Source organism: Photobacterium sp. 53610 (genome assembly GCF_036409375.1).
Taxonomy (GTDB): domain Bacteria; phylum Pseudomonadota; class Gammaproteobacteria; order Enterobacterales; family Vibrionaceae; genus Photobacterium.
Genome location: NZ_JAXOFS010000008.1, coordinates 141479 through 154338 on the forward strand (window position 1 = coordinate 141479; position 12860 = coordinate 154338).

General features: G+C 55.7%; 10 protein-coding genes. 6 read left to right on the plus strand and 4 right to left on the minus strand.

Annotated features, from left to right (window positions below; all coding sequences use genetic code 11):
- Positions 1-153: 153 nt before the first annotated feature.
- The 6 genes from gmk to SPK40_RS17830 all read left to right on the plus strand — a co-directional run bounded on the left by gmk (position 154) and on the right by SPK40_RS17830 (position 7736).
- Complete coding sequence (gmk, locus tag SPK40_RS17805) at positions 154-780, plus strand: guanylate kinase (protein WP_248144499.1); 627 nt, start codon at positions 154-156, stop codon at positions 778-780.
- 50 nt (positions 781-830) lie between these two features.
- Positions 831-1106: a DNA-directed RNA polymerase subunit omega gene (gene rpoZ / locus SPK40_RS17810; RefSeq protein WP_027250547.1), complete on the plus strand. Its 276-nt coding sequence runs from the start codon at positions 831-833 to the stop codon at positions 1104-1106.
- A gap of 18 nt (positions 1107-1124) precedes the next feature.
- On the plus strand, positions 1125-3227 hold the full coding sequence (spoT, locus tag SPK40_RS17815; protein ID WP_248144500.1) for a bifunctional GTP diphosphokinase/guanosine-3',5'-bis pyrophosphate 3'-pyrophosphohydrolase: 2103 nt from the start codon (positions 1125-1127) through the stop codon (positions 3225-3227).
- A 117-nt stretch (positions 3228-3344) separates the two neighbouring features.
- Positions 3345-4034 carry a tRNA (guanosine(18)-2'-O)-methyltransferase TrmH gene (gene trmH, locus SPK40_RS17820; protein WP_330961405.1) on the plus strand — a complete coding sequence of 230 codons (690 nt, stop codon included), beginning with the start codon at positions 3345-3347 and terminating at the stop codon, positions 4032-4034.
- 34 nt (positions 4035-4068) lie between these two features.
- A complete protein-coding gene (gene recG / locus SPK40_RS17825; protein ID WP_330961406.1) occupies positions 4069-6150 on the plus strand; it encodes an ATP-dependent DNA helicase RecG in 2082 nt (693 codons plus the stop codon).
- A 212-nt stretch (positions 6151-6362) separates the two neighbouring features.
- On the plus strand, positions 6363-7736 hold the full coding sequence (locus SPK40_RS17830) for a uracil-xanthine permease family protein (RefSeq protein WP_330961407.1): 1374 nt from the start codon (positions 6363-6365) through the stop codon (positions 7734-7736).
- A 47-nt stretch (positions 7737-7783) separates the two neighbouring features.
- Here SPK40_RS17830 and envZ read toward each other — a convergent pair whose 3' ends face one another.
- The 4 genes from envZ to SPK40_RS17850 all read right to left on the minus strand — a co-directional run.
- Entirely contained in the window at positions 7784-9142 is a 1359-nt protein-coding gene (gene envZ, locus SPK40_RS17835) for a two-component system sensor histidine kinase EnvZ (RefSeq protein ID WP_248144507.1), read from the minus strand.
- Between the two features lie 8 nt (positions 9143-9150).
- The gene (ompR, locus tag SPK40_RS17840) at positions 9151-9870 is read right to left on the minus strand and encodes an osmolarity response regulator transcription factor OmpR (protein ID WP_036754793.1); all 720 of its coding nucleotides are present in this window, start codon (positions 9868-9870) and stop codon (positions 9151-9153) included.
- A 155-nt stretch (positions 9871-10025) separates the two neighbouring features.
- The gene (greB, locus tag SPK40_RS17845) at positions 10026-10502 is read right to left on the minus strand and encodes a transcription elongation factor GreB (protein WP_330961408.1); all 477 of its coding nucleotides are present in this window, start codon (positions 10500-10502) and stop codon (positions 10026-10028) included.
- A 169-nt stretch (positions 10503-10671) separates the two neighbouring features.
- The coding region (locus SPK40_RS17850) for an amino acid adenylation domain-containing protein (RefSeq protein ID WP_330961409.1) at positions 10672-12860 on the minus strand (2189 nt) is incomplete at its 5' end.

Consider the following 12860-nt stretch of genomic DNA (forward strand, 5'->3'; position numbering starts at 1 on the left):
GAAAGCGCCTGAAAACGCACCGGCCGAATAACTGACGACGACAGGCCTGAGCCGGGCTGTGAATCTCCGGGTGAAACTTGCACATCCGGATTCAATTTCACCGCAGTTCGTGATACCCTGCGCGCCCTTTCTTCCACTTGAGTAACACTGGTCATGAGCAAAGGCACGTTATACATCGTTTCGGCCCCGAGCGGCGCAGGCAAATCCAGCCTGATCAACGCTCTGCTGGAAACCAATCCAACCTATGACATGAAGGTCTCGGTTTCCCACACCACACGCGGCATGCGTCCGGGTGAAGCACATGGTGTGCATTACAACTTTGTCAGCGTGGAAGAATTCAAAGAGCTGGCAGAACAGGGCGCGTTCCTGGAACACGCCGAGGTGTTCGGTAACTTTTACGGCACCTCCCGCCTGTGGATTGAGCAACAGCTCGATAAAGGCATTGATGTCTTTCTGGATATCGACTGGCAGGGCGCACAGCAAATCCGCCTCCAGATGCCGCTGGCCAAAAGTATTTTCATTCTGCCGCCGTCCAAAGACGAGCTGGAGCGTCGTCTCAACGCCCGCGGACAGGACAGCGACGCAGTGATTGCCCGCCGGATGGATGAAGCGCGCTCAGAAATCTCGCATTACACAGAGTACGATTACGTGATCGTGAATGACGATTTCGATGTGGCACTCATGGATTTTAAAGCAATCATCCGTGCGGAGCGATTGAAGCAAGACAAGCAAGCTGCTAAATATAGCAGCATGCTTTCTGCGCTACTGGCGCAGCAGTAAGTAATTTTGTACAATTTTCAATCTTTTTACTAAAACCACTGGAGTCCTCGATGGCACGCGTAACTGTTCAAGATGCTGTTGATAAAATTGGCAACCGTTTCGATCTGATCCAAATTGCTTCTCGCCGTGCACGTCAAATGCAAACTGGCGGTAAGGATCCACTGGTTCCTGAAGAGAACGACAAGTACACAGTGATCGCCCTGCGCGAGATCGAAGAAGGCCTGATCACCAAAGATATTCTGGACGCACGCGAGCGTCAGGAAATGCAAGAGCAGGAAGCTGCTGAACTGGCAGCTGTGAGTGCCATTGCAGGTAACCAGCGCTAATTCAAGGAAGCGGGCAATTTGTATCTCTTTGATAGCCTGAAAGAAGTTGTAATTGAATACCTGCCTGAGACTCAGATTGAGGCGCTCAGGCAGGCCTATTTAGTCGCAAGAGACGCCCACGAAGGCCAGACCCGTTCCAGCGGTGAGCCTTACATTATCCACCCGATTGCCGTCGCCCGGATCCTGGCCGAAATGCGCCTGGATTTCGAAACCCTGATGGCCGCCCTGCTCCACGATGTCATAGAAGATACCGATGTCACCAAAGACGACCTCGACAGTCGTTTCGGGTCGACCGTGGCCGAACTGGTGGATGGTGTGTCCAAACTGGACAAACTCAAATTCCGCGATCGGAAAGAAGCCCAGGCGGAGAACTTCCGCAAAATGATCATGGCGATGGCCAATGACATCCGGGTCATCCTGATCAAGCTGGCCGACCGTACGCACAATATGCGGACCCTGGGTGCCCTGCGCCCGGATAAGCGCCGCCGTATTGCCCGCGAAACCCTGGAAATCTTTTCTCCCCTGGCCCACCGTCTGGGTATCCACAATATTAAGACCGAGCTTGAAGAACTGGGCTTCGAAGCCCTGTATCCGAACCGCTATCGGGTGCTGAAAGAAGTGGTCGCCGCTGCCCGTGGGAACCGGAAAGAAATGATTAACCGGATCCACGCAGAAATTGAAGGCCGCCTGTTTGATGCGGGGATCGACGGCAAAGTGGTTGGCCGCGAAAAGAACCTGTACTCCATCTATAACAAGATGAAGAACAAGGAACAGCGCTTCCATTCGATCATGGATATCTATGCCTTCCGGGTTTTGGTCCGGGATCTGGATACCTGCTACCGGGTGCTGGGACAGGTGCATAACCTATACAAACCGCGTCCGAGCCGGATGAAAGACTACATTGCCATCCCGAAAGCCAATGGCTATCAGTCACTACATACCTCTCTGGTCGGCCCGCACGGAGTTCCGGTCGAAGTTCAGATCCGGACCGACGACATGGATCAGATGGCGGATAAAGGGGTTGCGGCCCACTGGACCTACAAAGATGGCGAAAGCTCTGGCACCACCGCGCAGGTAAAAGCCCAGCGCTGGATGCAGAGCCTGATGGAGCTGCAGCAGAGTGCCGGTAACTCGTTCGAATTTATCGAGAACGTGAAATCTGATCTCTTCCCGGATGAGATTTACGTCTTCACACCGAAAGGCCGGATTGTCGAACTGCCGGTTGGCGCCACTGCCGTTGACTTTGCCTATGCCGTGCATACGGACGTGGGTAATACCTGTGTCGGTGCCAAAGTTGACCGTCAGCCGTATCCATTGAGCAAGCCGCTCAAAAACGGTCAGACCGTCGATATCATCAGCGCACCGGGTGCACGCCCGAATGCGGCCTGGCTCAACTATGTGGTGACTTCCCGCGCACGGACCAAGATCCGGCAGGTCCTCAAAACCATGCGCCGGACCGAATCCATTACGCTAGGCCGTCGCCTGCTGAACCATGCGCTGGGTGAACTGAATATCGACCAGATCGACCCGGACACGCTGAATCAGGTACTTCAGGATCTGCGTCTGAAAGATCAGGAATCCCTGCTCGCTGCGATTGGCCTGGGTGAACTGATGAGCGTGGTGATTGCCCGCAGACTGCTGGGCACGCTGGACGAAGAAAACCAGACGGACGACAAACGCCGGATGCCAATCCGTGGTGCCGACGGTATTCTGCTGACCTTCGCCAACTGCTGTCATCCGATCCACGGTGACCCGATCATGGCGTACGTCAGCCCGGGCAAAGGGCTGGTGATCCACCGCGAGGAATGTTCGAACATCCGCGGTTACCAGAAAGAGCCGGACAAATACATGCCGGTGGAATGGAGCCGCGACTTCGAGCAGGAGTTTGTCACCAACCTCAAAGTCGACATGCAGAACCATCAGGGTGCACTGGCCGATCTGACCAACACTATTGCCAATACCGGTTCCAACATTCAGGGTCTGTCGACCGAAGAGAAGGACGGCCGCCTGTATACCATCACCGTTCGCCTGACCACCAAAGGTCGGGTCCATCTGGCCAATATCATGCGCCGGATCAGGGTGATGCCGAATGTGGTCCGGGTTGCCCGGCAGAAAAACTGAGATGGCCGCAGCGCCAGCACAGTATGTCACGCACAAACGCCCGAACCGGGCGTTTGTGCTTTCCCAGCGGCTGAATCACAACGTGTCAGCCTGCCAGAAATCAAGAACATCACGACTATGACCCCAGAACGCTTTCAGCGAATCCAGTCAGTCCTGGCGACCCGCCAGCCGGATCTCACTCTGTGCCTGGAAGAAGTGCACAAACCCAATAACGTCTCCGCCATCATCCGGACAGCAGACGCCGTCGGCGTTCACAAAGTCCATGCCGTCTGGCCGAATGAAATGCGGGTTCTGAGCCACACCTCTGCCGGTGCCCGGAACTGGGTTGAGCTGCAAACCCATGACACCATGACGGATGCGGTGAGCCATCTCAGGACCCAAGGCATGCAGGTTCTGGCCACGCACCTGTCGGATCGCGCCGTTGATTTCCGCGAGATTGATTACACCAAGCCGACCGCGATCATTCTGGGCGGCGAGAAAAACGGGATCACCCCCGAAGCACTGGCACTGGCTGATCAGGACATCATTATTCCGATGGTGGGTATGGTACAGTCGCTGAACGTCTCCGTCGCCAGTGCACTGATCCTCTATGAAGCACAACGCCAGCGCCAGATCGCTGGCATGTACGACCGGGACACCACGCCACTGCCCCTGGAAACCGTGCATCGCATTTTATTTGAACGCGGCCACCCGGTGCTGGCAAAAGTGGCAAAGCAGAAAAAACTGCCTTACCCGCCGCTGGATGATAAAGGCCAGATCGTCGCTGACGACGCCTGGTGGCGTGCCATTCAGTCCAGAAACAAATAACCCAATCATCTGACGGAACACAGAGAGCAGACGCATGAGCGGACAGATGCTAGACACCATTACCCTGACCGAGCTGTCAGGCGTGGGCGCCAAAATGGCTGAAAAACTCCATAAGATTGGCCTTCACACGGTGCAGGATCTGCTGTTCCATCTGCCGCTCCGTTACGAAGACCGGACCCGGATCTGGCCCATTGCTGAAATCCGGCCCGGCCAGCACCTGACCGTGCAGGGCGAAGTGCTCAGCAATGCCATCAGCTTTGGCAAACGCCGGATGCTGACCGTCAGAATCAGTGATCAGAGCGGTGCCTTAACCCTGCGCTTCTTTAATTTCAACGCGGCGATGAAAAACGCGTTGTCAGAAGGCAAGCAGGTCAAAGCCTACGGCGAAATCCGGCGCGGCCAGCATGGTCCGGAAATCATCCATCCGGATTACAAAATCTTTTCCGAACCCACTGAACTAGCGGTCGAAGAAACCCTGACTCCGGTTTATCCGACCACCGACGGCCTGCGGCAGCTGACCTTGCGCAACCTGACCGATCAGGCTCTGAAGCTGCTTGATAAAGCCGCGGTCACTGAGCTGTTGCCGGAAGGCCTGTACGACCGTCAAATGACGCTGGCGCAGGCACTGCATGTCATGCATCGTCCAACCCCCGATGTCTCGCTGGACCAGCTGGAAAAGGGCCAGCATCCGGCGCAGAAACGGCTCATCCTTGAGGAACTGCTGGCGCAGAATCTGTCAATGCTGGCCGTACGCCAGAAAGGACAACAGCATCAGGCCTGGCCGCTGCCCCCCAGCGAACCGCTGAAACAGCAACTGCTGGCCGGACTGCCATTCAGCCCGACCGGCGCCCAGCAGCGCGTGGTGGCTGATATTGAATCCGATCTGGCAAAGTCCGTCCCCATGATGCGACTGGTTCAGGGCGATGTCGGCTCCGGCAAAACCCTGGTCGCGGCACTGGCGGCGGTTCGCGCCATCGGACATGGCTATCAGGTCGCGCTGATGGCACCGACCGAACTGCTGGCCGAACAGCACGCCCTCAACTTTGCCCAGTGGCTGGAACCGCTCGGCATTCAGGTCGGCTGGCTGGCCGGGAAGCTCAAAGGCAAAGCGCGAGAAACCGAGCTGGCCCGCATTGAAAGCGGTGAAGCGAAGATGGTGGTCGGCACCCATGCCCTGTTCCAGCAACAGGTGATCTTCAGCAATCTGGCGTTGGTCATCATCGATGAACAGCACCGGTTCGGGGTACACCAGCGGCTGGAACTGCGGGAAAAAGGCGCAAATGATGGCCGTTATCCGCACCAGCTGATCATGACGGCCACGCCCATTCCCCGGACGCTGGCCATGACCGCGTATGCCGATTTGGAAACCTCAGTGATCGACGAACTGCCGCCGGGCCGGACCCCCATTCAGACCGTCGCGGTTTCCGATGCCCGCCGCGCAGATATCATCGAACGGATCCGTGCCGCCTGTCTGAACGAAGGACGCCAGGCATACTGGGTCTGTACCCTGATTGATGAATCTGAAGTGCTGGAAGCCCAGGCGGCATCCGACACCGCCACTGAGCTGACCGCCCAGTTACCGGAGCTGAAAATTGGTCTGGTTCACGGCCGGATGAAAGCGGCTGAAAAGCAGGACGTGATGCAACGTTTCAAAGCCGGTGAACTGCACCTGCTGGTTGCCACCACCGTGATTGAAGTGGGTGTTGATGTTCCCAATGCCAGCCTGATGATCATCGAAAACCCCGAACGGCTGGGTCTGGCGCAGCTTCACCAGCTGCGCGGCCGGGTTGGCCGGGGCAGCGTCGCCAGCCATTGTGTGCTGCTCTATCATGCCCCGTTGTCGAAAACGGCTCAGCAGCGACTGGGCGTCCTGCGGGAAAGCAGTGACGGCTTCGTGATAGCCCAGCGCGATCTGGAAATCCGCGGTCCCGGTGAGCTGCTCGGCACCAAACAGACCGGCATTGCAGATTTCAAAGTGGCCGATCTGGTCCGCGACCAGCACCTGATCCCTCAGGTCCAGAAGATGGCGCGATATCTGCACGATCAATATCCGGTCAATGCCAAGGCCATTATTGAGCGCTGGCTCGGTCACCGGGAAAACTATTCCAACGCCTGATCCGGACAAACCTGCTCGTTCCAGTGAAATAACGGTCTGATGCCGCTTTTTTCTGCTTTCACACACCAAAAACAACATACGCAAACGTTTGCTAATTTTGGGTTCGTCATTACAATAGGGGCCAATTTTGACCCAAGGGTCCTTTTCGGCTTCAAACCTGTCCACTCAGATCCCCTTGAGAAGCCGACCTGTCGACGTAATAAGGATTGACCATGACCGGCCAGCACCAAGAAATTGAACGTCCCCGCACATCTGATTTGATTTACCGCCTTGAAGATCGTCCGCCCCTGCCGCAAACCCTGTTTGCAGCATTGCAGCACCTGCTGGCCATGTTCGTGGCCGTCGTCACCCCATCGCTGATCATCTGTCAGGCTCTGGGACTGCCGGCCAGCGACACCAACACCATCGTCAGTATGTCGTTGCTGGCCTCAGGCGTTGCGTCGTTCATTCAGATCCGGACCATCGGCCCGGTGGGTTCCGGCCTGCTGTCGATTCAGGGCACCAGCTTTAACTTTCTCGGCCCGATTATCGGTGCCGGGCTGGCAATGAAAGCCGGCGGTGCGGATGTGCCGACCATGATGGCTGCTATTTTCGGCACCATTCTCGCCGCTTCCCTGACAGAAGTTGCCATTTCGCGGATTTTACAACATACCCGCCGGGTCATTACCCCGCTGGTGTCCGGCATTGTGGTGACTTTGATTGGTCTGACGCTGATCCAGATTGGCCTGACGTCAATTGGCGGTGGCTATGCCGCCATTGAAGACGGCAGCTTCGGCAGTCTGGATAAACTGCTGCTGGCCGGGATCGTCCTGGGGCTGATTGTCCTGATGAACCGGATGAAGAACCCGTATCTGCGTGTTTCATCCATTGTGATTGCGATGGCCGCCGGAACGCTGGCCGCCTGGCTGATGGGCATGATCAGTATGGAGCGGCTCGCCGAAACCACCCTGATCGCCATTCCTGCCCCGATGCAGTACGGACTGGGTTTTGACGGGTCGCTGCTGATCCCGCTGGTGATTGTCTTTGCCATTACGTCACTGGAAGCCATCGGAGATATCACGGCAACCTCAGAAACCTCAGAACAACCGGTCAGCGGCCCGGTGTACCTGAAGCGGATTAAAGGCGGCGTGCTGGCAGATGGGATCAACTCAGCGCTGGCTGCAGTGCTGAACAGTTTTCCAAACTCAACCTTCAGCCAGAACAACGGCATCATCCAGCTGACCGGCGTTGCCAGCCGTTACATCGGTTATTTTGTCGCAGGGATGCTGGTGTTGCTGGGTCTGTTTCCTGTTGTCGCCAATCTGGTTCAGCTGATCCCGGAACCTGTACTGGGCGGTGCCACCATCGTGATGTTCGGCACTATTGCCGCATCCGGGGTACGGATTATTTCCCGTTGTGAGCTGGACCGTCGTGCCATTCTGATCATGGCACTGTCGTTCTCGATGGGACTGGGGATTGCGCAGAAACCGGAAATCCTCCAGTTCATGCCTGAGATTGTGAAAAGCATTCTTTCATCCGGCATGGCTGCCGGTGGCCTGACGGCAATTCTGCTGAACCTGATTCTGCCGGAAGAAAAGAAAGACTGATTGACGGACAGCGTCCTCCCATCACAAATGAGAGGGCGCTGTGCCTGCTAGGATTTCACGGCGCGCTTGCCGTTCTGTTTTACCGGACGCAACGGCAGACTCACCTGGACTTTCAGCCCCCCTTCGCTGCGGTTACTGAACTGAATGTCACCCTGGTGCTGATCCACTATCCGCTTCACAATCGCCAGTCCGAGTCCGGTACCTTCCGCATCGCTGCCGCGGGCACTGTCACCGCGAGTCAGGGGTTGCAGCATCTTCGCCACCTGATCCGGTTCAATCCCGGGACCGTCATCTTCCACACAGAACCAGGCCATCTGGCGATCCGCCGTCATCCCGCTGGTGACGCGAACCCAGCCATTGCCGTAACGCAGCGCATTAACCACCAGGTTACTGATCAGACGCTTAATCGCGACACCATTGACATACACTTTGCCATTGATGAGACCCAGTTCCTGCTCAATCCCCCGCTCAATGCCGCCTTCTGCCTCTGCCACATCTTCCACCAGCAGATTCAGATCATGCAGTTCCTGCTCCTGCAAATGGGTCGACTTCAGGTACTCCATAAACTGACTGATGATGGCATTACACTCTTCAGTGTCTTTAATCATGCTCTCAGCCAGATAGGCGTCTTCCGGGGACATCATTTCCGTCGCCAGACGAATTCGGGTCAGCGGGGTCCGCAAATCATGGCTGACCCCGGCCAGGAGTAAAGCCCGGTCATCTTCCAGCTGTTTAATCCCCTCGCCCATCTGATTAAAGGCTTTAGTGACGGCGCGGATCTCTGAAGCGCCCTGCACTTCCAGATGCGGCGGTGATCCCCCTTTGGCGACTTCCAGAGCCGCCTGCTCCAGTGCAACCAGCGGACGGTTCTGGATCCGGATAAACATCCAGCCTCCGGCGATCACCATAAAGGCAATAAACAGGCTGTAACCAAACAGCGGGGCAAAATCTTCTTCCTGTAATTCCGACAGCGGGACCCGCATCAGGTACCCCGGCATGGCATCACAGTTCAGCCAGAGAATGTAACTGTCGGCTCCCAGTGACAGCCTGACCTCAGTCGGCGTTCCCAGCTCCCGGCTCATTTCCTCACTCAGAAAATCAATCCGGGTCGCCTCGCGGTAGTCTTGCGACTCCGGGCCATCATCAGCCAGCAGGGTCACCCCTAGCTGTTCAAGAAGCTGGCGGCGTAAGGGGGTATCGAGATGGAAAGTATGACCATCAGCGAGCTCAACATCTTCTTTGAGCATCAGCCGGACTTCATAGGCCATAATGCGGTTGAACTGCTGCAGACTGGGTAGCAGGGCATAGTTCAGCACTGCCAGATAAGAAAAAACCTGGCTGGCAATCAGCAGGCCAGCCAGGAGAATCAGTGTGCGGGTAAATGTCGAGCGCGGCGACATGCGCATCGGCATCGTTATGCCTCGCTGCCGTCAGGGACAAACACGTAACCGAGTCCCCACACCGTCTGGATATAGCGCGGACGACTCGGATCTTCCTCAACCATGCGGCGAAGTCGCGAGATCTGCACGTCAATCGAACGTTCCATCGCGGAATACTCACGACCACGGGCCATATTCATCAGCTTGTCGCGGGACATCGGCTCGCGGGCATTGGTCACCAGCGCTTTCAGCACGGCAAACTCACCGGAAGTCAGCGGCATCGCTTCCTCACCACGGAACATTTCACGGGTCCCCAGATTCAGCCTGAATTCGCCAAAGGTAATGATTTTGCCTTCCACACTCGGCGCACCCGGCGCTTCCACCGTCTGACGACGCAGCACGGCACGGATACGGGCCAGCAGTTCACGCGGGTTAAACGGCTTCGGCAGGTAATCATCCGCACCCACTTCCAGACCGACAATCCGGTCGACTTCGTCACCCTTGGCGGTCAGCATCAGGATCGGCAACATATTGTTGGCGTTGCGCAGACGACGGCAAATCGACAGACCATCTTCTCCCGGCAACATCAGGTCCAGTACCATGAGGTGGAAATTTTCCCGGGCCAGCAGACGGTCCATCTGCTCACCGTTCGCCACACTGCGAACCTGGAAGCCCTGCTCCGACAGGTAACGCTCCAGCAACGCACGCAGGCGCATATCATCATCAACTACTAGAATCTTGAAATTGTCTTGCATCGTTACACCTTATGCTTCGAACTCTGGATGTCGCCGAGGCTGTATTTTACGCGACCCCTGCCTTTTCTGGCTGAATTGGTGCACAAATGATCGCCAGTAAATTGTTACTGAGTATGTCAGCCTGAACGATCAGTGCTGGCTGCTTCACTTTCAGATTAGTCCTTCACGTAGGTTATCGTATTGACGAACCAGACTTTATCGCCGTCCGGCGTACGCACCACCACTTCATCATCGACTTCTTTTTTCAGCAGGGCACGGGCCATCGGCGAATCAATCGAAATGTAGTCCTTGCGGCCGAAAATCTCGTCATAGCCAACGATGCGGAATGTCATGCTGGCACCGGCTTCGTTTTCCACCTCAACCCAGGCGCCGAAAAAGACCTTGCCTTCCTGCACCGGTGAATAATCAACAATCTTGACGTTTTCCAGTGTCTTTCGCAGATATCGTACCCGGCGGTCAATCTCACGCAGGCGCTTCTTGTTGTACTGATAATCAGCATTTTCCGAACGATCCCCAAGGCTCGCCGCCCAGGTGACTTTTTTGGTCACTTCCGGGCGCTCTTCCTGCCACAGAAAATCCAGCTCTTGTTTCAGACGGTTATACCCTTCCCGGGTGATCAAAGGGGTTCTCATGCAGTCGTGCTCTTTTGTGATTCAATGTCTTGATTATACGATGCTGAGCGGCCGGACATCGAGTCACCCGTTCAAAACACTGTGAAGGGATGCCGGAAAGGATAAAGACAAATAGGGCTCCCCCATCATCCTTAATAGGGGAGCCAAACTCATCAAATCACCCGCGGGTTTAACTTGATTGAACGATGACTGTTTTCAACATCTCGATATCCTCCAGCATGTTGCTGTGATGGCAACCATGCATATTCATTGTGGTTAATGATTGCTTGGTATACTGAGCCACATTGTTGTCCGGCGTGTTCAGAATCAATTGCTGAAATTCCAGACTGTTATCGCTCTGAAGATCAGGATCAGACAGCATCGCTTTGAACAAAGTCACCTGCGTATGTTGGAGTTGGCCGCTCACAGGCATTTGATTGATCCGGGACTCAGCAGGGACAGCTTGCAGGATTTTATTCACATATTCAGGCTCCAGAGCACTGCTTTGATATTTCTCCGTCATCAATGCAATTTTTTCTGAAATTGACGGCAGTAATGCTTGCAACGCCGGCGACTGAATCACCGTATCCAGCAGGTACAGCTTGATATCCTTCACACCGTATTGCTCTAACTGGTACGCGATTTCCATTGCCAGCAAACCACCTAATGACCAACCAAGAATGCGAACAGGCTTCTCGAACAATCTGTATTTCGTCATCTGTGACAAATAGATATCAGCTAAAGCGGGTAATGACTCCACAGCAGATGGCATGACCAAATTGTAATTATTGACTCCGACGCAATGAAAATCCTCAGAAAGGGACTGTGCGAGCGCCGCATAAACTTCACTGCTGGCGGTTCCGGGATGAATCATAAACAAACAGGATTCAGCCTGCGAATTTGGCGTCAGCATGGTGATTAACGCATCATGCGAATCAAAAACCTGATTTTCAGACAGCATGGCAATACAGGGCTGACCGAAGAGTGTTGCCAGCGGAATGTCCACATTCAGCTGCGTACGCATGGCCGCCGTCAGCTTGATGGCCTGAATCGAATCCCCGCCCAGACGGAAGAAGTTGTCGTCGATGCCGACCCGCGCGACTCCGAGAACCTGCTGCCACATCTGACACAGCTGGGTTTCCAAAGCATTGCGCGGCGCCCGGTAGCTGTCTTCGCTCACCCACACTGGCGCCGGCAGCGCCCGGCGGTCCAGCTTGCCGTTGATGGTCAGCGGCAGTTTTTCTATGACCGTAATACTGCCCGGCACCATGTAATCCGGCAGCTGTGCCGACAAATTCTGACGCAGTGACTCAATATCCACATCGCCATCGGCCGGCACTACATAGGCCGCCAGTACCTTGCTGCCTTCCCGGTCCAGATCAACTACCACCGCCTGCTGTACACTCGGCTCAGCACTGAGCACACAGGCGATTTCGCCCAGCTCAATCCGGTAACCCCGGATTTTCACCTGCTGGTCGTTCCGGCCCAGATATTCCAGATTGCCGTCCGGCAGCCAGCGCACCAGATCCCCTGTGCGGTACAGCCGGGTATACCCTTTCGCTTTGTCATCTTCCGTGGCAAACGGGTTGTCAATGAAACGCTCCGCTGTCAACTCAGGCCGATTGAGGTAGCCCCGGGCCAGACCGGCCCCGCCGATGTACAACTCACCCACCGCACCCAGCGGCAGCAGCTGCTGATGCTCATCCAGCACATACAGCTGGGTGTTGCTGATGGGTTTCCCGATACTCACGTCATTCGGACGCACAGCTTTCTGAGTCGCACAGACCGTTGCCTCTGTCGGACCATACTGATTGAAAAGGGTTTCGACCGGCAATTGGGCCAGCGGATTGAGCGATTCTCCACCCACATGCAAGACTTTCAGGGACGTCCCGGCAAGCTTATCGCCCAGATAATTGAACAGCGCAGTCGGCAGGAAAGCCTTCGTCAATTCATGCTCAGCCAGATAATCCAGCAGTACCTGCTCATCACGTTGCATCACCGATGTAGCGAGATGCAACTCACACCCGAACATCAGGGACGGAAACAGCTCATAAACGGATGCATCAAACACATAATTGGCAAAACACAGGACCTTCGCCTGAGGATTCAGCTGATGACTGTCCCGCATGAAGTACGCAAGATTCACCACGCCCTGATGCGCCACCATCACCCCTTTCGGTTGACCTGTGGTCCCTGAAGTGTAAATCACATACGCCAGATCTTCCGGCGCCGGTCCGCTGTCCAGATTGCTGTCCGGCAATGCCAGCAGAGCTTCGCTGTCCGCCAGCAGCATCCGCGCAGCATGCCCTCCCGACAGAAGTGATTCGACATTCGCCTGCTGCGGGCCATGAGTGATCACCAGCGGCGACTTGGTGTCTT

Coding starts and splice junctions, on each gene's coding strand:
- gmk (WP_248144499.1), top strand. CDS start 154: ATGAGCAAAGGCACGTTATACATCGTTTCGGCCCCGAGCGGCGCAGGC.
- rpoZ (WP_027250547.1), top strand. CDS start 831: ATGGCACGCGTAACTGTTCAAGATGCTGTTGATAAAATTGGCAACCGT.
- trmH (WP_330961405.1), top strand. CDS start 3,345: ATGACCCCAGAACGCTTTCAGCGAATCCAGTCAGTCCTGGCGACCCGC.
- recG (WP_330961406.1), top strand. CDS start 4,069: ATGAGCGGACAGATGCTAGACACCATTACCCTGACCGAGCTGTCAGGC.
- SPK40_RS17830 (WP_330961407.1), top strand. CDS start 6,363: ATGACCGGCCAGCACCAAGAAATTGAACGTCCCCGCACATCTGATTTG.
- envZ (WP_248144507.1), bottom strand. CDS start 9,142: ATGCGCATGTCGCCGCGCTCGACATTTACCCGCACACTGATTCTCCTG.
- ompR (WP_036754793.1), bottom strand. CDS start 9,870: ATGCAAGACAATTTCAAGATTCTAGTAGTTGATGATGATATGCGCCTG.
- greB (WP_330961408.1), bottom strand. CDS start 10,502: ATGAGAACCCCTTTGATCACCCGGGAAGGGTATAACCGTCTGAAACAA.